A 20226-nucleotide genomic window follows, 5' to 3' on the forward strand; every position below is an offset into this window, starting at 1 on the left:
CGCTGGCGAGGCAAGCCTAGCGGCTGTCGAACATCCAGCTGCGGTTGCGCCACATTTTCTCACCGACCAGGCAGTCGCTGGCGGGCGCGTCCTGCGCCAATACAACTGGCGGATGATCAGCCTCTTCCGCCGCCCATTGCGGCGAGGCCGGGCCGGCAAGCTCCAGCACCAGCTTGCGGCGAATGGCTTCGGGAAATTGCGTCCAGTCGTTGACCGGGATCATGAAGGCCCCAGGACCACCGATGACGCAGTCTCTGTAATAGCGATCGAGATTGTTGACGTCGTAGGCACCGGAAAAGCCGCCTCGGGTCATCAGCGGCAGTCCGTTGATGACGATACCTTGCTTGACCAGTCCGTCGCGGGTGAGGTTGACCGGGGCGCCCTGGTTGTTGGGGCCGTCTCCCGAAATGTCGATGACCCGCTTGTCTCCCTGGTAGCCGCTTTCAGCAAAAAGATCGCTGCCGAACTCCAGCGCGCCGGAGATCGAGGTGCGCCGCGCGCTGCCGGGCGGCTGGGCCGACAATTGCGCAACCACACGCTCCGCGTCGGCGCGATTGGCGATCACCGTCCACGGCACGATGACGCGCTGCCAGGTGGTGCCGGCCCACTCGACATAGGTGACGGCGATCTTGCCATGAGCGCCGTCGGCGATCGCCTGCAGCACGTTGTCGTGCGTCAGCGCCGCCGCGTAGCCGTGCCGCTGGATCTCGAGTTCATCGGGCGACATCGACAGGGAAACATCGACGGCAAGCACCAGCTCGACATCGACCGGTTCATCCGCGAGGGACACCGGCGTCAGCCAGAGCATCATTGCGATCGCGGCGCCGCCCGACAAGACATGTCTCGCGCATGAAAAAGCAGACATGCCGCAAGGGTAAGCGAGAATCGTCCGATTAAAAAGTGAAAAGCCCGGCCAAGAGCCGGGCTTCGCGTTCACGCTGTTTCGCGCTTGCCAGCGCTCAGCTGCGCGGCTTGAGGTTTTCCGGGTCATAGAGCGGCTTGTAGCCGACCGCCGCGACTTCAACCGGATAGGTCTCACCGAAATACTCGATGGCGAGCTTGCGGCCTTCCTGGGCAAACGCCCACGGCAGATAGGCGAGGCCGATGTTCTTGCCGATGGTCGGACCATAGGCCATCGACGTCGTGAACGACCGGCGCCCGAGTTCGTCGACCAGCGTTTCGCCCGTCTTCGGATCCATCACCGGCATCGTGCCGACGGGATAGCGGGCAACGCCTTTCGAATCGACATTCTCGGTCATCACCAGCGTGCACAGCGTGGCCGGCTGGTGCTCGCGCGCGCGGTACTCGACATGCCTGGCCTTGCCGCAGAAATCGTTCTCCTTGACCTTCGGACGGGCTAGATCGGCTTCCAGTAGATTGTACTCGGTCAGCAGGTCGGCATTCTGCAGGCGCAGGCTCTTTTCCATGCGGCGCGTGTTGGCATAGGTTTCGACGCCAAAGGGCATCACGCCGGTCGAGCGCAGCGCGTCCCAGACGGCGAGACCATCCTCGTAGCGCATATGCAGTTCCCAGCCCTGCTCGCCGACATAGGAGATGCGGAAGGCGGTGACGTCCTTGCCGCCGATCCGGACCGGCTTGATCGCCGCGAACGGGAAGTTTTCAAGCGAGAGCCCGTCCGGATTCTCGACCACCTTCTGCAAGGTCGCCCGGGCATTCGGACCCCAGATGCCAATGGTGACGTATTTCTCGGTCACGTCGGTGATCGTGACGTCGAAACCTTTGTCCTGCGCGGTGCGACGCATGTACTGGAAGTCGCGCGGGCCGGCGTCCGCCCCGTCGATCAAACGACAGCGGTCGGCCATGCGAATGACGGTGAAGTCGGCGCGCACCATGCCTTCCTCGTCGAGGAAGTGGGTGTAGATGCCCTTGCCGATGTTGTTGTCGCCGCCGATCTTGGCTGCGCACAACCATTCCAGCAACGCGACATGGTCTGGCCCTTCGACGTCATACATCGAGAAGTGCGACAGGTTGACGATGCCGCAATCCTCGCTCATGGCGAGATGTTCGGCGTTGGAAACGCGCCAGAAATGGCGGTTGTCCCACTCGTTCTCGCGCACCGGCACGCGGTTGCCGTATTTTTCCAGAAGATGCTCGTTGGCGGCATAGCCGTGGGCGCGCTCCCAGCCGCCCAGTTCCATGAAATAGCCGCCGAGCTCTTTCTCGCGCTCCCAGAACGGCGAGCGCCTGATGTTGCGGGCCTTGGAGAAGGGTTCGCGCGGATGCACCGCCGGATTGTAGACCTTCATCGCCGTCTCGGTGCAGCGGTCCCAGATGAACTGCTCCTTCGTCTGGTGCGGATAGAAACGCGCATAATCGATGGCGTGATGGTCGATCGCCGTGCGGCCGTCTGTCATCCAGTCGGCGATCAGCTTGCCCATGCCGGGTCCGTCCTTGACCCAGATGGCGACGGCATACCACAGGCCTCTCACCTTCTGGCTTTCGCCCATCGACGGGCCGCCATCCGCCGTCACCTGCAAGAGACCATTGAAGGAATGGCTCTCGTTGTAGCCGAGTTCGCCCAGGATCGGCGTCAGCTCCATGGCGCGTTCGAGCGGTCCCAGGATCTGCTCCATGTCGAGATCGCGCTGCGAAGGCGAAAGCCGGGCCTGATCCTTCTCCAGCAGGTCGCGCGGATGGCAAAGGCGCGGATTGGTCTCTTCGTAATAGCCCCATTCGATCTGCCCGCCCTCGGCGGTCTTGGGATCGCCGGTGTCACGCATATAGGCCGAATTGCCCTGGTCGCGCAGCAGCGGCCAGCCGATCTCCTTGCCGGTGCCGGCGAACTCGTTGTACGGGCCGAAGAAGGTCAGCGGATGGTCGATCGGCATGACAGGCAGATCCTCGCCGACCATCTCCGCGATCAGCCGGCCCCAGATGCCGGCGCAGACCACGACATAATCGGCCTCGATGGTGCCGCGGTCAGTCACCACGCCGGTGATGCGGCCGTCTTTAACAATGAGCGACTTTGCCGGAGTGTTGGCGAAGGATTTGATCTTGCCGGAGGCTTCCGCCTGGTCGACCAGCTTGCCGGCGACGGTCTGCGAACGGGGGATGACAAGACCGGCATCGGGATCCCACAGGCCGCCCTGCACCATCCCTTCTTCGATCAGCGGAAACTTTTGCTTGATCTCGGCCGGTTCGATCAGACGGGCGCGCGTGCCAAAGGCCTTGGCCGAGGCGATCTTCCGCTTGATCTCGTCCATGCGGCTGTCGTCGCCGACGCGAGCCACTTCGAGGCCGCCGATGCGCGCGTAGTGGCCCATCTTCTCGTAGAAATCGATGGAGTACAGCGTCGTCCAGCACGACAGGAAATCATGGCTGGTCGTGTAGCAGAAGTCGGAGGCATGCGCCGTCGAGCCGATGTCGGTCGGGATGCCGGACTTGTCGATGCCGACAATATCGTCCCAGCCGCGTTCGATCAGGTGATGGGCGATCGATGCGCCGACAATGCCGCCCAGGCCAACGATGACGACCTTCGCCTTTTTCGGAAACTCTGCCATTGCCCGCGACTCCAAAGTGATAAGCGGGCGGACTATAGGGCGGAGCGGTGGCGCTGATGAAGCCTGTTTGCGACATTGGCAAAAAGCCGAGCGACCAGACGGCCGAATGGTTCACGTGGGGCAACGTGGCCGACTCTTTTCGGCCGCAAAGAGGCCAGCTTAGGCGAAGGCCCACACATCCTCGGCCTGGAAGCCGACCTGATAGCCCGATGTCTTCAGCTTGACCACGACCTGACCGATCTCGGCCGCCGGCAGCGCGCCGACCTCGACCTTGATCATGCCTGGGCGATAGCGCTTGAGGTCAAGCTGTTCGAAGACGACCCAGTCGGCGCCCTCGCAATCGACGAGGAAGGCATCGATATGGCTGATGCCGTTGCGGTCGAGCAGGGTCTGCAGCGTTTCCGACGGCACTTCGATGTCTCTCAGATGCGGCGCGAACTTGTTGAAGTTGGCGTCGGCCTCGCCCCAGGCATTCTTGCCCGACATCAGATTGGTGTCGGTCACCGACGAGCAGCCGATGAACTCGATCGGCAACGTGCCTGCCTCGAGTGCTGCGGCATCGAAGGTGTGGACGGTGATCGTGCCCTTCGTCTTGGTGACAGCCACCGGCTCGATGATGAACCGGCTCGTGTCGGGATAGTTGGCGCGCAACCGCTTCTGATTGTACGGGATCGGCTCGACCAGCATGGCGCGGGCACCAGCTATGCGGTGCAGCCACGGCGTGACGTCATCGAACAACGCGCCGTCGCAGGCGCCGACATTGACCATCTGGAACGGGCGCCCTGATCCGCCGAAGCGCGCCTTCAGCGCCGCCTTGGCCAGGAATTTTGTGCCGCGCAGCGACGGCCCGCGATCGAGAAGTCCACTGGGAAGACCAAGCGAAAGGGCAATACGCGCCAGGTTGGATACTGAACTCATGACTTGTCTCCGGGAAAGACGTGCGGGGCGGCGCGATGCTGGCCACTTGCCACTGTCGCCCACAGCGCCATCAGCGGCGTCGCCAGCAGCAGGAACGGCGGGATCAGATTGGGGAAATAGATGCGGGTGTCGTGGATAGGGAACACGGCGAACTTTGCCAGCACGCCGAGCACCAGCGCTGCAAACAGGATGCCGGCGCGACGCTCGAGGCGGAAGCCGGTGCGACTTGCCGCATACCAGCCGGCTAAAGCCAGCACCGACACGCCGACCCAGCTGTTCAGGCTGACGGCGCGCAGCAAGGACGCGGCAAACGCCCTGAGATAGGCAACGATCGAGAATGGCGGTTCGAACCCGTCCATATTGTAGTGCTGTTCGATGCTGGAGAACCACAGATGCGGCCACCAGCCGGGATGATGGGCCCAGTGCGAAATGACGAAATAGGCGACGAAGGACGCGGCAAAGCCGGCCAGAGCGCCCCACGCCTTCTGCCGGAAAGCGACCAGAAGAACGGCGAAAATGGCAAGGAAAACAATATTGTCCGGCCGCGCCATGAAGGCGAGGAAGAGCAGGATCGCCGTTGCGGCCTCGCGGCCGCGGACATAGGCGTAAAGCCCGCCGAGGAACAGCGCCGAGCACAACAGGTCAGGCGTCGAGGCGCGTGCCGCGCCGCCGAAGTCGGCCATGATCAGCACCGCGCCGACCAGAGGCGCCAGCGCCAGCGCCCGCTCCGAGCGCAGCCAAAGCAGCGCGATCGCTCCGAACAACAGCACGGAGAACACCGAGACGAGCCGCATCGCCTCGACCGGCGACATCACCGAACTCATCGTCGACAGGATCTCGGCATAGAGAAACTTGATCCGGTACATGCCGAGCAGCGAATGGAAGTCGGCGGCATTCTCCGCCATATGGCTGCGAAAGCCGCCGCCATCATCGGTCAGCGTCTTGTAGTCACCCGCCGACACGCCGGCCTTGACGGTGCTGTAGGCATAGTCGTGCAGCGCCTGCGCATCGGGATAGGTGCCTTCCTCGGCGATGGCGAGATAGGGCAGCATGTCCCAGTTGGCGTCCGGCATCACCCATGCCGTGAACGCCGTCAGCAGGATGTAGAGCGCGAAAGCCGCCGCGCCGATAGGTGCGGCCAACCGCGCATAGGTCCCCTCGCCCCACGTCAGGCCGGCCTCGGTGAGCCGGTCGAGTGGGTTTTTCTCAGCGGGAGACTTGGTCAGCATGATTTTGCTCAGCGACCTTCGCTTTAACGGACTTGGCTTTTGACGAAATCCTTGACGATCGACACGATGCCGCGCGACAGCAGGCTGTCGAAGGCATCGACGAAACGGTCGACATGCTCGCGCTGGCAGATCAGCGGCGGCTCGAGCCGGATGACGTTGCGATTGTATTCGGTGAAGGCGACGAGCACGTCATAGTCACGCAGCAAGAGCGCGCCGATGAAGCCCGACAGCGAGCCTTTCAGCTTGTCGTCGAGCACGCTGACGATCGGCCGCAGCACCATCGGCAAGGTCTGCGAGAAGTCGTGGAACTCCAGGCCGACCATGAAGCCCTTGCCGCGGACGTCCTTGATGATCTTGGGATATTTGTCCTTAAGCGCCTGCAGCCGCTGCAGCAGGTAATCGCCGGTGACCGCAGCGTTGTCGATCAGCCCCTCGTCATAGAGCACGTTGAGCCCCTCGATCGAGGTGATGCAGGCCTCGCCCATGCCGCCAAAGGTCGCCATCGCATGGATCATCGCCGTCTTCGGCGTGCCGTAGGCCTTCATATAGACCTCGCGCCGGGCAATCATCGCGCCAACCGCCGCCTTGCCGGCACCAAGCGACTTGGCCAGCGCCGTCACGTCAGGAATGACGCCGTAATGCTCGAAGGCGTAGAAGCGGCCCGAGCGGCCATAGCCGCACTGCACTTCGTCGGCGACCCACAGCACGCCATATTGGTCGCAGAGCGCGCGCAACTTCTGCCAGTATTCGGCGGGAGCCTGGATGATGCCGCCGCCACCCTGGATGGTTTCGAGCACGATGACACCGACCTCCGGGTCGGAGCGGAACAGGCGCTCGACCGCTTCAATGTCGGCAAAGGGGATGCGGACCGTATTCTCCGCCATCTTGAAGTCGGCGCGATAAAGCTGGCCGTCGGTGATGCCCAGCACGCCCTTGGTCTTGCCGTGAAAGGAATTCTCGGCATAGGCGATTTTTGGCCGCTTCGGGCCTGCGGCGCGCTCGGCGAGCTTGACCGCCGCTTCCATCGCCTCTGAGCCTGACGAGCCGAGGAACACCATGTCGAGATCGCCGGGTGAGCATTTGGCGATGTTGTGCGCCAGGGCCGCCGCATATTGCGACATGAAGGCGATGGCGATCTCCTGGCGTTTCTCCTCCTGGAATTTTTTCCGCGCCTCCAGAATGCGCGGATGGTTGTGGCCAAAGGCCAGCGAACCAAAGCCACCGAAGAAATCGAGGATCTTGCGGCCGTTCTGGTCGATGTAGAACATGCCCTCGGCACGCTCGATCTTGATCTTGTGGAAACCGAGCAGCTTCATGAAATGCAGCTGGCCGGGATTGAGGTGCGCCTTGAACAGGTCGGTCATCACAGCGACGTCCATCGCCTTGGCCTGCTCGACGCTGATCAGGTCGGGCTTGGCGATGGTGGCGGGCGACAGCGCCGGCGCGCTGACCATGGTGCGCGCGCTCGTCTGTTCGGGCTTGGCCATGACGGTCATTTCAATCTCCTGTCTGCGCGCATGACCGGGATCGTGCGCAACGAAAGCTGTTTTGCGAGCCGCTATTCGGCCGGCACATGTTTGGTGGCGACAGCGTGACCGGCCTTCTTGGCGCGGTACTCGCTGTAGGCGCCGATCAGCATGTCCTCGTCGCGATAGTGCGGCACCCAGCCGAGCTGGCGTTCCGCCTTGGAGACATCGAGCACGCACTCTTCGTCGGCGATCAGATATTGCTCCGGATCCATGATCGGCATGTTCATCAGGTCGAGCAGGTCGAGCGTGCGCTTCACCGCCCAGCCCGGCGTCGGGATCAGGATCGATTTAGAACCCGCATGCCTGATCAGGTCCCCGAGCAGTTTCTTGACCGGCGGCGGGTTGAGCGAGCCCAGATTATAGGCCTCATCAGGCACCCCGGCCTTCCAGGCGGCGCGCGCCGCCTCGGCGCAGTCGAAGACCGAGATGAACTGATAGGGGTTTCTGCCCGAACCGATCATCGGCACCGGAAAGCTCCAGTCGATCAGCTTGAACAGTTTTTCCAGAATGCCGAGCCGGCCGGGGCCGATGATCAGGCGCGGGCGGAACAGCGAGATCGACATGCCACGCTTGCGCCATTCGGCAGCCAGTTCTTCGGTCTTCTGTTTCGACCAGCCATATTCGCCAAGCGGCGCGACCGGATGCTCCTCCGTCATCGGCTGGGTGACCGTGTGGCCGTAAATCATGTCGGTCGTGTAGTGGACGAGCTTGGGTGCGCCGGCCTTGTCCATCGCCTGCATGATGTGCTCGGTGCCATGGAAATTGACCGGGAAGAAGAAATCATGCCGCTTGGCGCGAACCTGGATCGGCGACAGCATCTTGGCCGACAAATTGTAGACCATGTCGTCGGCCTTCAGCCCAACCGCGGCGACCGAGGCCGGATCGGTGACATCGCACTTGATAAAGCGGACATTGCGGTAATGCGGCAGGTCGCTCCTGACGATGTCGGCGACGACAACCTCTTCACCATCGGCGACAAGCTTCAAGGCAAGATGGCGACCGACGAAACCGTCGCCACCGAAAATCACATGTTTCATTGGATAGTCTCGCTGTGAATCTTGTCGGAAGAAAGCGAAGCCGTTTGCGCCTCATGCCCGCGCCCGCTTTGCGCGATCAGCACCGTGCCGACGCAGATGCAGGCGATGCCGGCGATGCGCCAGCCATTGAGGTCCTCGCGGAAGACGAAATACGCGAAGATGGCGACGGCGACATAGGCGAGGCTGAGGAACGGATAGGCGAAGGAAAGCTCGACCTTGGACAGCACATAGAGGTGCGAGGCCATCGAGATGACGAAGGTGCACAGGCCCAGGAACACCCAGGGGCTGAAGACGATCTGCAACAGCTTGACCAGGGGATTGACGCCCTCGAACGAGATCGGCCCGAGCGACATCATGCCTTGCTTCAGCATCAGCTGCGCAGCGGCATTGGTCATGACCGTAAAGAGAATGAAGACGATGTATTTCATGTGTTCCCAACCACCCCTTCACGCTTCCTATTACAAACCCGCAAACATTTCGTGAAGCCACAAGAATGTTTTGAGTGAATCGTCAATTTAACGATTCGATAACCAAGAATTACTCAAATTTTATCTATTCCGCCGCCTCGACCGTGCCGCGCCGCGCATCGAGTTTCCTTGCCGTCCGAGCCCAGAATGACGACATGAAGGCGGGATCGCGCAACGCCTCCAGCCGCTGCCATTCGGGAAAGGACGAAGCGAAGATGTCGGCGCCCATGCGGGCATCCTTATAGGGGTTGACCGCGCCGCCGGCCTCGACCGCGATGCGGTCGAGTTCCCGCAGCAGCGCGAGCGTTGCCGCCCCTCTGTTGGGGAAATCCAGTGTCAGCGTATAGCCGGGACGCGCGAACGACAGCAGCGCCGGCGAGCGGATCGAGCCGAACCGCTTCAGCACCGTGAGGAACGACCCCTGCCCGGCCCGCCTTGCTCCCGCCAGCAGCGCCGGCACCGCCTCGCGCGCCGTCTCTTCAGGCACCACGCTCTGGTGCTGGAAAAGCCCTTTCGGTCCGTAGAGCCGGTTCCAGTCGCGCACGCCATCAAGCGGAAAGAAGAAGCCCTGGTATCCGACCTGGCGCGGCGCCGCGGACCGGCCCTTCTTCCACCTGTATGCGCCATTGAAGGCGGTCAGGAACGGCCGGTTAAGGACATTGAAAGGCGGCTGGACCGGCACCGATAGCGTGCCGCCGGCGCGCGCGGCGGCATGCGAGCCGTGCTCGGCGTGATTGCCCGTGAACAGCAGGCCGCGACCACTGTTGCGGCCACCGGCCAACTGGTCGATCCAGGCGACCGCGTACTCATTGGCCTGGTCGGCCGCCTCGGCCAGACCGAAAAATTCGCCTAGATCGCGAAACGGCGTCGCCGTCTCGACGATGTCGAGCGAAGGCACTCGCATCAGCCGGATCGAGGCCGACAGGATGAGGCCGGTCAGCCCCATTCCGCCGATCGTCGCCCGAAACAGCCGCGCATTGTCGGTCGCCGAACAGCGACGGGTCTTTCCGTCGGACCTGAGCAGCGTAAAGGTCTCGACATGGCAGCCGAAGGTGCCGCGCCGATGATGGTTCTTGCCATGCACATCATTGGCGATGGCGCCGCCGAGCGTCACGAATTGGGTGCCTGGAACAACCGCCGGGAAGAAGCCGTAAGGGGCAGCGTGTGCGATGATGTCCGATAATAGCACGCCGGCATCGGCTACAAGAAGGCCTGTCTCGGCATTGAAGGCGCGGATGCTGTTCAAAGACCGCATGTCGACGACCGTGCCGGCCTCGTTCTGGCAGGAATCGCCGTAGGAACGGCCGTTGCCATAGGCGAGCAGCGACGCCGGCTTGGCCTGGCCGCCCTTCAGCAGCGCAATGCCATCGTCGGCACCGATCGCGCGTGGTGCCGGCGGCGTGGCAAGGCCAAAGCTCTGGAAGCGGTTGGCCATCCTTTACCAGCCTCCGATGACCAGCATCACCGCGCCGATCAGCACCACGATCTGGCTGCGCCAGTCGCGGATGATGAAGACGACCGGGTCGTCATGCATCTCGTCGCGGCGCGCCAGGATCCAGACGCGCATGGTGAGATAAAGCACGATTGGCGCCAGCGGCCAGATCAGCCACGGATGCGGATAAAGCTCGCGCACCGCGACGCTGTCCATGTAGAGCGCCAGCACCAGCGCCGAGGAGAACGCCGAAGCCATTCCAGCCTGGGCGACGATCTCCTGGTCTTCGGTGCGATAGCCACGGCCGGCAATGCGCTCGCCGGGCGGAATGGCGGTGGTGCGAAGTTCGACGAAGCGCTTCACCAGCGCCAGCGACAGGAAGAAGAAGATTGAGAAAGCGAGCAGCCAGAACGAGACGTCGACGCCGGTCGCGGCCGCACCCGCCAGGACGCGGATCGTGTAGAGGCCGGCAAGCGTCAGCACGTCGACAAGCAGCATCCGCTTGAACGACAGCGAATAGGCCGTCGTGACCACCATGTAGCCGCCAAGCACGGCCAGGAATTCGGGCGACAACAGCAACCCGGTGGCGATGCCGATCGCCAGCAGCACCGCGATCGCGCCAAGGCCGAACGGGATAGACAGCGCGCCGCTGGCGAACGGCCGGTTGCGCTTGGTGGCGTGCTTGCGGTCGAGCGCAAGGTCGAAGAAATCGTTGAGGATGTAGATCGCCGAGGCCACCGCGCTGAACGAGACGAATGCCAGCAGGCATTCCCAGATCATGTCGGTGTTGAAATATTCATGCGACAGCACCATCGGCACGGCGATCAGCGAGTTCTTGAGCCACTGGTGCACGCGCAACATCTTGACGACCGTCCGCAGTGTCGGCTTAGGCGTCGGCATCGTCTCGGCGCCGTGTGCTGCCTGCCAGCGCGCGGCATGACGGTCGGGCGCCACGACGATCGCCGTGCGCGCGACGTCGAAAACCTGGAGGTCGTGGCGGCTGTTGCCGGCGTAATCGAAGCCGCCGTCGCCATAGGCCGCGATCAGTGAGGCGCGCTTCCTGCCGGAGGTGAGATTATCGAAACCGTCGGTAGCCAGCACCCGGTCGAAAATGCCGAGATGGGCAGCGATGGCATCGGCGAACTTGCGCGGCGTGCCGGTCGCCAGCACGATCTTGCGGCCTTCGGCGTGCTCGGTCCGGAGGCGGCAGAGCAACGCCTCGCGATAAGGCAGCGATGCCGGATCGATGTCGATGCGCTGGGCAATCGCCTGCTTCAACCGGGCCGGCCCGCGGGCGGCCCAGAAAGGCACGAGGAATATATAGAGCGGGTTCTTCTTGAGAAGGATGAACAGTCCTTCCCACAACAGGTCGGTAGCAATCAGCGTGCCGTCGAGATCGACAGCAAACGGTATTGCGTTCCTGTCCGACCTCGCATCCATAGCCCGTCCTGCCCTGCCAGCGTATGATCCGGAAAACCGGAACCTCGTTGCGCGCCGCATTTCGGCGTCTTGAAGCTGGTATAGCCGGGAACGGCATAGCGAACGTTAAAACGCCCGGATGCAGGCGGTTGTTGCGGCGGTATTTCCGGCGTCATTGTTAAGCAAACGCTACCGGAAACAATAAAAGGCCGGGCAAATGCCCGGCCTTTCCTGTCATGCCGTCGGGATTACTTGATGCGGGCAACGCCGCCCGAGATCTCGACCGTTTCCGAGCCGGTCAGAGCTTCGAGATCGCCATTGGGCAAGGTGACGAAGCAGCCGTTCGGGCAGAATTCAACGGTTTCGCCAGCGGCCAGCGCAAGGTCTGATTTGCTGCCGCCCTCCGTCACGATCAGCGTGCGGGTCTCGGCGTCCTTGTTGACCGCGCTGGCGGCATGGGTCGAGCCGATGGCGGCGGCCAAAGCGACGGCAGCGACGAGAGACTTCCACATGTTGCAATATCGGTGTTCCCACCGCCTCTGTTGCATTTCGCAAGGCATTTTCGCCTTTGCATGGGAGCTTATATGAGATGGAAGCTGAACCGCAACTGAATGCCGCATTCATGCCGCAATTGGCTTTGCCCGGTTGCGAGCACGCCCGTTCAAAGGCCAGTTGACTGACTACCCCTAGTCCGGATCGGGCTTGCGCGCCTTGCGTCCCGTCTTGGCGAGCTTTTTTGCTTCGGCCGCGGCTTCCACCTTGGCCTGCTCCTGTTCGACGAAGTCGGCCTCGATCTTGTCGTCGTCGGTCGGCCAGGCCTCTGGCTTGCGGACCTCGACGACGGCGCGTGGCGTCGAGGGAATCTCGACATGCTCGCCGCTGAATTTCTCGAGCACCGCAAAGCGGATATCGTTCTGCGCGATATTGCCGTTCATTACATCAGCCAGGAACACACGGATCTCGAATTCGAGTGCTGCCGCGCCGAAATTGGAAAACAGCACGAAAGGTTCCGGATTCTTCAGCACCATCGGGTGGCTGCGTGCGATCTCCGTCAGGATGGCGTGAACCTTTTTGACGTCGCTGCCATAGGCGACGCCGACCCTGATGTCGACGCGGCCAAGCTTGTTGCGATGCGTCCAGTTGCCGACGGCGTTGTTGATCAGGTTCGAATTGGGCAGGATCACCGACTGCCGCTGGAACGTCTCGATCTCGGTGGCGCGCACGCTGATCTTCTTGACGGTGCCGCTGACATCGCCGGCGACGATCCAGTCGCCGACCTTGAATGGCCGCTCGGCCAAAAGAATCAGGCCGGAGACGAAATTGGACACCACATTCTGCAGGCCAAAGCCGATGCCGAGAGAGAGGGCGCCGGCGACCAGCGCTAGATTGGACAGGTCGATGCCCGCAGCCGAGATGCCGACCAGTGCCGCCAGCGCAACGCCGGCATAGCCGACCGCCAGCCGGATCGAGTTGCGCACTCCGGTATCGACCTTGCCGCGCGCCATCACCGAACCGTCGAGCCAGCCCTGGAACCAGCGCGTCAGGAAATAGCCGATGATGAAGACGACGATGCCGGAAAGGATGCCGGTGACCGAAATCGTCACCGAACCGACGGTGATCCCGGTTGCCAGCCTGTAGGCCCAGGCCTCGATGTCGCCGGGCTGGAAACCCCACATCAACAGGATCAGCGGCAGGAAGACCAGCACGATCATCAAGTTGATGGCGACGCTGACGGCGAGGCCGAGTTGATCGAGGGCGGCGTCATCGTAACTCGAATTGGCCGACAGCCAGCGCCCAACGGACGTGTCGGCGAAAGCGCCCTCCTCGCCGATCGCCCGCGCCGACAGGAAGCCGATATAGGAAGTGATGAGGATGGTGCCGGTGACCAACACTTGCACCGAGACAAAGATGGCAAGGCCAATATAGCCGAGCAAGGCCGCAGCGATGGTGAACAAACCGAGCGCGAGCGCCATGTAGCGCAGCCATGCCGGCCACGGCCGCCAGCTTCCGTCACGCGCCCTGAACGGCCGCAGCATCGCCATCAGGATCAGGATCACGCCAAAGATGATCGTGGCGCCGAAACTCCGGGCGATGGTCAGCGACAGCGGCGAGCCCATCTTGTCGTTGACGATGGACAGGAAATAATTGACGCCGATGACCACTGCCATGGCGGTCGTCAGCCGCACCAGCCAGCGCGCCGGGCCGGTTTCGACGGGAATGAGCCGCCAGTTCGGCAGCCGCGGCTCAAGCGCCGCATTGGTCAGCCGGTTGACGCCGAACACCACAGCGATGACAGCCGCCAGCGCGTTCAGAAAGACCCCGATGTCGCCACGCAACACATTGTAATAGTTGAATAAGAACACCGTGGAGGCCAGGAATACGCTGACCGCCAGTGACGGCAGCAAAGTCGACCAGAACGCCACCGACAGACGGCTGAGATAGGACGGTTCCTCGACCGTCGGGTCGGCTTCGAAGACCCGCCCGAACAGGCGCCTGCCCCCGACCAGCAGCACCAGCGCAAGTCCGAGCGCCACAAAGGTCGCAGCCAGGATGGCCTTGAACTTGAACTTGAAAGCGAAGATCAGCCAGGATGACACCGCCTTGTAGAGGTTGGCGTATTCGTCATGGGCGTCGGAGAAGACCTCCGGGCTCAGGGCATCGGACAGCACGTAGCGCTTGGTCAAAAGGTTGCGAAACAGCGCGCTGCGCATGTTGCCGATCTTGTCGACCAGCCCGCTGATGCGGATCGACAGGTTCTGCGCGCTGGCGACGACTGCGTTGATCTCGGCCTTTTCCGACGCCAACGCCTGGCGTTCGCCTGTAACTATGTCGGGGTCCTGCGGCTGCCCCGCCGCGGGTGGCGGGCCCAGCACCTCGATCCGATTGTTGATGTCGGTGAGGCGCGAACGAAACGCCAGCGCACTGGTAAGTGCCGCCCGCGACAGGTCCTCCAGTTGCAGACGGATATCGACGAGTGCGGCATCGTCCTCACTGTCCTGCTGTATTTTCTTCTCGAGATCGTCAGTCTTGGCCGTCAGGCCCTGGATGACTTTCTGCTGATCGGTGATCAATCCGGCAGCGCCCTGACCGAGCGCTTGCGCCATCGCGTCAAACGAAGGCGGCGCCGAGACGACAAGCGCGAGGATCAAAATGAGGCGAAGCGACCGGAAAAGCATGATTTGTTGGCGACTCACGAGCGGCAAAGGCATCTAAAAAGCCTGTCATTGATAAAGACGGCCATATCATGGGGCAAGCCGTCGCATCCGATCGCTCCACTGATCCGATCGCGGGCGTCGGCCAGTCGAAAGGCGATGGCGCAATATTGGCTTTGCGGATGCGGCCTGCTCTATAGTCTGCCGCATCGCCCGAACCGGATGACAATGATGGCAGAGTACTCGGCCTTTTCGCTGCTCGCGAACGCGCTCAAGGGAAACAAGGACTGGAAACCGGCCTGGCGCAAGCCGGATCCGAAGGCGTCCTATGATGTCATCATCATCGGTGGCGGCGGTCACGGGCTGGCAACCGCCTACTATCTCGCCAAGGAACACGGTATCACCAATGTCGCGGTGCTGGAAAAGGGTTGGCTCGGCTCCGGCAATGTCGGCCGCAACACGACGGCCGTGCGCTCGAACTATCTGCTGCCCGCCAACACCCGCTTCTACGAGCATTCGATGAAGATGTGGGAGAACCTGTCGCACGAACTCAATTACAATGTCATGTTCTCCCAGCGCGGCTGCCTGAACCTGGCGCACACGCCGGCCCAGTTCGACGACTATGCGCGGCGCGGCAATGCCATGCGCCATCTCGGTGTCGATGCTGAATTGATGACACCAGCGCAGATCAAACGCCTGATCCCGGCGCTCGATATCTCCGACAGCGCACGCTTCCCGGTGGTCGGTGGCCTGATGCAGCGGCGCGCCGGCACCGCCCGTCACGATGCCGTCGCCTGGGGCTATGCGCGCGGCGCCGACCGGCGCGGCGTCGACATCATCGAGAATTGCGAGGTCACCGGCTTCCTGCGCGACGGCGACCGCGTCACCGGCGTCACGACTTCGCGCGGCGACATCCGCGCCAAAAAAGTGGCCGTGACGGTCGCGGGCAGCACCGGGCGAGTCATGCAGTTGGCGGGCGTCGAGACGATGCCGATCGAAAGCCACGTGCTGCAGGCCTTCGTCACCGAATCGCTAAAACCCTTCATCGACACCGTCGTCACCTTCGGCATGGGGCATTTCTACATGTCGCAGTCGGACAAAGGCGGCCTCATCTATGGCGGCGACATCGACGGCTACAACAGCTATGCCCAGCGCGGCAACCTGCCCATCGTCGACGAGGTGATGAGCGAGATGCTGGCGCTGTTTCCGGGCCTTGCCCGCGTGCGCATGCTGCGCTCCTGGGGCGGCGTCTGCGACATGTCGATGGACGGCTCGCCGATCATCACCACCGGCCCCCTGCCCGGCATGTATCTCAACTGCGGCTGGTGCTATGGCGGCTTCAAGGCGACACCGGCCTCGGGCTGGTGCTTTGCCTGGACCATCGCCAAGGATCAGCCGCACGAGTTCAACGCCCCCTTCACGCTCGACCGCTTCCACCGCGGCCTGGTGATCGACGACAAGGGCCAGGGTGCAAACCCGCGGCTACATTAGGTAAAATCCCATGTTGATCACCTGTCCCTATTGCGGCCCGCGCGACGTCGTCGAATTTACCTATCAAGGTGACGGCAACCGTGAGCGTCCCGACCCCGCCTCGCAGAATTTCGAGGCATGGAACGCCTATGTCTACGACCGGCTGAACCCGGCCGGCGACCACAACGAGATCTGGCAGCATTCCGGCGGGTGCCGCGCGCATCTCAGGGTCGTACGCAACACGCTGACGCATGAGATTTTGAGCGTCGCCTTTGTGCGCGGCGCTCACACCTCGACCGCGCGCCGCAAGGCGGAGGACAAGTCATGAGCCCGCGCCGCACCGACACTGGCGGCCGTATCGACCGGCTGAAAACCATCCGCTTCACCTTCGACGGAGCGGCCTATACCGGCCATGCCGGCGACACGCTGGCGTCGGCGCTGTTGGCCAAGGGCGTCACCCTTTACGGGCGTTCATTCAAATATCACCGCCCGCGCGGCCTGCTCACCGCAGGCGTCGAGGAGCCCAACGCGCTGGTGACGGTGCTGAAGGGCGAGGTTCGCGAGCCCAACATTCCGGCGACCATGGTCGAGATCCATGACGGACTGGTCGCCATCAGCCAGAACCGCTTTCCCTCGCTTGCCTGGGACATCAACGCCGTCAACCAGCTCGGCGGCAAGATCCTGTCGGCCGGCTTCTACTACAAGACCTTCATGGGGCCGGTGATCGGTCCGCTCAAAGGCACGCGCTTCTGGATGTTCTGCGAGCATTTCATCCGCCGCGCCGCCGGTCTCGGCAGCGCCGGATCGGCGAAGGACCCGGCCCGCTACGAACGCATGAACGCCTTTTGCGACGTGCTGGTGGTCGGCTCCGGCCCGGCCGGGCTGATGGCCGCCAAGGCCGCTGCCGATCAGGGCGCCCGGGTCATGCTGGCTGATCTTGAGCCGCGCTTCGGCGGCTCTGCCAACTGGTCAGGCGAAACCATCGATGGCGCACCGGCCGCCGACTGGGCCCGCCGCACCGTCGCCCAGCTCGAAGGCCGCGACAATGTCCGGCTTTTGCCGCGCACCACGGTCTGGGGCTATTACGACAACAACACGCTTGCCGCGCTCGAGAGGGTCAGCGACCACAAGGAGCAGCCCGGCAAGGGCGAGCCGCGCCATCGCTATTGGGCGATCCGCGCCCGCTCCGTGGTGCTCGCCACCGGCGCCTTCGAGCGGCCGCTAGTGTTTCCGGGCAATGACAGGCCAGGTGTGATGCTGGCGCATGCCGCCGAGCGCTACGCCAACGAGTTCGGCGTGTTGCCGGGCGAACGGATCGCGCTGTTCACCAACAACGACAGCGCCTATAGAGCGGCCGGCGCCTTGAAGAAGGCGGGTGCCGCGGTCGTCGCCATCGCCGACGTCCGGCCAGAGCCCTCAGCCGAGATGCGCAAGCTGGCCACAGAGGCCGAGGCCGAGATCTTCGCCGGTCATGCCGTCGTCGCCACGGAAGGCGGCAAGACGCTGACCGGCCTCAAGCTGCAGCGCTTCGACATGGCCAACGGCTCGCTCACCGGCGACGCCCGCAGCATCCATGCCGATTGCCTGCTGATGTCGGGCGGCTGGTCGCCGACCATCCATCTGGCCAGCCAGGCCGGCGCCAAGGCGGAATGGAATGCCGCGCGGCAGGCTTTCCTGCCGCCGAAGCCGACGCAGCAGTGGCCAACACAGCAATGGCCAACACAACACTGGATTGGCGCCGGCGCCTTCACCGGCAGTTTTTCCACCACCGAAGCCATCGCTGAAGGCCGCGCCGCCGGCCTTGCCGCGGCCGGCGGAACCAGCACGCCGGCGGCGTTGCCCACTGTCGAAGCCGCTCCCGGCGATCCCGATCCGGCGCCGGTGTTCGAGATCAGGGCCAACGGCAAGAGCTTTGTCGATTTCCAGCATGACGTGACTGCGGAGGATGTGCGGCTGGCGCACCGCGAAGGCTTTGTCTCGGTCGAGCACCTGAAGCGCTACACCACGCTCGGCATGGCGACCGACCAGGGCAAGAGCTCCAATGTTCCGGGCCTTGCCATCATGGCCGAGGCGTTGGGCAAGCCGATCCCCGAGGTCGGCACGACACGCTTCCGCCCGCCCTTTGCGCCGGTATCGATCGGCTCGCTGGCGGCAGAGCGCTTCGGTGACCTGAAACCCGAGCGGCTGACGCCGATGCATGACTGGCATCTCGCCAATGGCGCGACGATGTATTCGGCCGGCCTCTGGTACCGTCCGATGATCTACGGCCATGCCGGGGAGACGGTTGAGCAGGCCTATGTACGCGAAGCCAAGGCGACGCGCGACAGCGCCGGCATCGTCGATGTCTCGACACTGGGCAAGATTGCCGTGCAAGGACCCGACGCCGCCGCATTCCTCGACCGCATCTACACCAACATGTTTTCGACGCTGGCCGTCGGCAAGGCGCGCTACGGGCTGATGCTGCGCGAGGATGGCCTCGCCTTCGACGACGGCACCACCTGGCGGCTTGGCGAGCAGGATTTTCTGATGACCACCACCACGGCGAACGCCGGCAAGGTGATGCAGCATCTGGAATATTTCCTCGATGTGATCTGGCCGGAACTCAAGGTGCATGTCACCTCGGTGACCGACGAATGGGCGGGCGCCGCGATCGGCGGGCCGAAGGCCAGGCAGATCCTCGCCGCTTGTGTCACCGGCACATCGGTCGACAACGCCAGCCTGCCCTTCATGGGCATCGTGCGCGGCGAGATATCGGGCGTGCCAGTGATGATCTGCCGGCTGTCTTTCTCCGGTGAAATGGCCTTCGAGGTCTATTCCGGCGCCGACTATGGCACCCATGTCTGGGAGGCATTGATCGAGGCCGGCAAGCCGTTCGGCCTGGTCACCTACGGACTCGAGGCGCTGGGCACGATGCGCATCGAAAAAGGCCATGTCACCGGCGCCGAGATCGACGGCCGCACCACGGCGCGCGACCTGCACCTCGACTGGATGCTGTCGAAGAAGAAGCCGTTCATCGGCTCGGCGATGATGGATCGCGAGGGTCTGATCGCATCTGACCGTCTGGAACTCGTCGGCCTGATCGCACTCGACAACCGGCCCCTCAATGGCGGCGCGCACATCGTCGAGCAACTCGACGAGGCCAATCCGCACGGCTCCATCGGCCACATCACTGCTTGCTGCTATTCGCCGGCGCTCGGCAAGCACATTGCGCTGGCGCTGGTCAAGGGCGGCAAGGCACGACACGGCACGCGCGCCAATGTCTCCGATCCCTTGCGCAACCGGTTCGGACCGGTCGAGATCGTCTCCAACCACTTCTTCGATCCGGACGGGAGCCGCATGCATGGTTGAGCGCCAATCACCGCTTGAGCCGGAGTTTCACGTTGGCTCGCATGGCAATTTCGAGCATGGCGTCGAGATCATCCTGACCGAGACGAGGCCGGGCTCGATCGTGCAGTTCGCCGCTTGGCCGGGCGAGGAGAAGAAGCTGATCGCCGCCATCCGCAGCGTCACCGGACTTGCGCTGCCCGATGGCGCCGGCGGCGGCTTGAGCGACGGCGTGAAGTCGGTGTTCGGCTTCGCGCCGGGAAAATTCACCGTTGCCGATGAAGCCGAAAGCCTGGCCGGCGCCTTTGCCAAGGTGGTCACCCCCGCCATCGGCACGGTGACCGACCTGTCGCATGGTCGCACCGCCATTCGCATCGCCGGGCCGAAGGCCGAATGGGTGCTGGCGAAATTCTTCGCCATCGACTTCGCGCTGCCGGCCTTTCCGGTCGGCGCCGGCCGCTCGACCACCCATCACGATGTCTTCGCCCAGATCCAGCGTACCGGCTCCGACCAGTTCGACATCTATGTCTTCCGCTCGTTCGCACGCTCGTTCTGGAAGGCGCTCTGCCATGCCAGCGAGGAAGTCGGCTACGAAGTGCAATAGGCTGCTCCGGCCGGATGGCCGCATCGCCGCGGCTTCTGGCATCAACGCCAGCCGGTTCTGCCGCTAGAGAATCGCGCTGCGGGCGGCCATGATGGGAAACGTGGCCGCCACACCGGCCCGAGGG

15 protein-coding genes are annotated in these 20226 nt (G+C 63.3%); 4 read left to right on the forward strand and 11 right to left on the reverse strand.

Annotated elements, in window-relative coordinates:
- Positions 1 to 16 precede the first annotated feature (16 nt).
- The 11 genes from AC07FD_RS11585 to AC07FD_RS11635 all read right to left on the reverse strand — a co-directional run bounded on the left by AC07FD_RS11585 (position 17) and on the right by AC07FD_RS11635 (position 14728).
- A complete protein-coding gene (locus tag AC07FD_RS11585) occupies positions 17 to 865 on the reverse strand; it encodes a DUF1194 domain-containing protein (RefSeq protein ID WP_478349958.1) in 849 nt (282 codons plus the stop codon).
- A 94-nt stretch (positions 866 to 959) separates the two neighbouring features.
- Positions 960 to 3521, reverse strand: coding sequence for a GcvT family protein (locus AC07FD_RS11590; RefSeq protein WP_478349959.1), 2562 nt, complete (start codon positions 3519 to 3521; stop codon positions 960 to 962).
- Positions 3522 to 3680: 159 nt separating this feature from the next.
- Positions 3681 to 4439 carry an FkbM family methyltransferase gene (locus AC07FD_RS11595; RefSeq protein WP_478349960.1) on the reverse strand — a complete coding sequence of 253 codons (759 nt, stop codon included), beginning with the start codon at positions 4437 to 4439 and terminating at the stop codon, positions 3681 to 3683.
- Entirely contained in the window at positions 4436 to 5668 is a 1233-nt protein-coding gene (locus tag AC07FD_RS11600; protein ID WP_478349961.1) for a hypothetical protein, read from the reverse strand. The genes AC07FD_RS11595 and AC07FD_RS11600 overlap by 4 nt, the downstream gene beginning before the upstream one ends.
- A 23-nt stretch (positions 5669 to 5691) precedes the next feature.
- Positions 5692 to 7122 (reverse strand): aspartate aminotransferase family protein, encoded by a 1431-nt coding sequence (locus tag AC07FD_RS11605; RefSeq protein ID WP_478350050.1) that lies wholly within the window; start codon positions 7120 to 7122, stop codon positions 5692 to 5694.
- A gap of 104 nt (positions 7123 to 7226) precedes the next feature.
- Positions 7227 to 8234: an NAD-dependent epimerase/dehydratase family protein gene (locus AC07FD_RS11610; RefSeq protein WP_478349962.1), complete on the reverse strand. Its 1008-nt coding sequence runs from the start codon at positions 8232 to 8234 to the stop codon at positions 7227 to 7229.
- The gene (locus AC07FD_RS11615; protein ID WP_095087322.1) at positions 8231 to 8662 is read right to left on the reverse strand and encodes an EamA family transporter; all 432 of its coding nucleotides are present in this window, start codon (positions 8660 to 8662) and stop codon (positions 8231 to 8233) included. The genes AC07FD_RS11610 and AC07FD_RS11615 overlap by 4 nt, the downstream gene beginning before the upstream one ends.
- 124 nt (positions 8663 to 8786) lie before the next feature.
- Positions 8787 to 10136, reverse strand: coding sequence for an FAD-binding oxidoreductase (locus tag AC07FD_RS11620; protein WP_478349963.1), 1350 nt, complete (start codon positions 10134 to 10136; stop codon positions 8787 to 8789).
- Between the two features lie 3 nt (positions 10137 to 10139).
- Entirely contained in the window at positions 10140 to 11573 is a 1434-nt protein-coding gene (locus AC07FD_RS11625; RefSeq protein WP_478349964.1) for a UbiA family prenyltransferase, read from the reverse strand.
- 227 nt (positions 11574 to 11800) lie between these two features.
- A complete protein-coding gene (locus AC07FD_RS11630; RefSeq protein ID WP_167392187.1) occupies positions 11801 to 12064 on the reverse strand; it encodes a hypothetical protein in 264 nt (87 codons plus the stop codon).
- A gap of 174 nt (positions 12065 to 12238) precedes the next feature.
- A complete protein-coding gene (locus tag AC07FD_RS11635; RefSeq protein WP_478349965.1) occupies positions 12239 to 14728 on the reverse strand; it encodes a mechanosensitive ion channel family protein in 2490 nt (829 codons plus the stop codon).
- A gap of 207 nt (positions 14729 to 14935) precedes the next feature.
- On the opposite strand from AC07FD_RS11635, the gene AC07FD_RS11640 reads away from it, so the two are divergent.
- Genes AC07FD_RS11640 through AC07FD_RS11655 form a run of 4 tightly spaced genes read left to right on the forward strand, consistent with a single transcriptional unit; the run spans position 14936 to position 20102 of the window.
- On the forward strand, positions 14936 to 16195 hold the full coding sequence (locus AC07FD_RS11640; protein WP_477228725.1) for a sarcosine oxidase subunit beta: 1260 nt from the start codon (positions 14936 to 14938) through the stop codon (positions 16193 to 16195).
- Positions 16196 to 16205: 10 nt separating this feature from the next.
- Positions 16206 to 16502 (forward strand): sarcosine oxidase subunit delta, encoded by a 297-nt coding sequence (locus tag AC07FD_RS11645; RefSeq protein WP_478349966.1) that lies wholly within the window; start codon positions 16206 to 16208, stop codon positions 16500 to 16502.
- Entirely contained in the window at positions 16499 to 19522 is a 3024-nt protein-coding gene (locus tag AC07FD_RS11650) for a sarcosine oxidase subunit alpha (protein WP_478349967.1), read from the forward strand. The genes AC07FD_RS11645 and AC07FD_RS11650 overlap by 4 nt, the downstream gene beginning before the upstream one ends.
- Entirely contained in the window at positions 19515 to 20102 is a 588-nt protein-coding gene (locus AC07FD_RS11655) for a sarcosine oxidase subunit gamma (protein WP_478349968.1), read from the forward strand. The genes AC07FD_RS11650 and AC07FD_RS11655 overlap by 8 nt, the downstream gene beginning before the upstream one ends.
- The last annotated feature ends 124 nt before the right edge of the window (positions 20103 to 20226 follow it).

Source organism: Mesorhizobium waitakense, assembly GCF_056431085.1.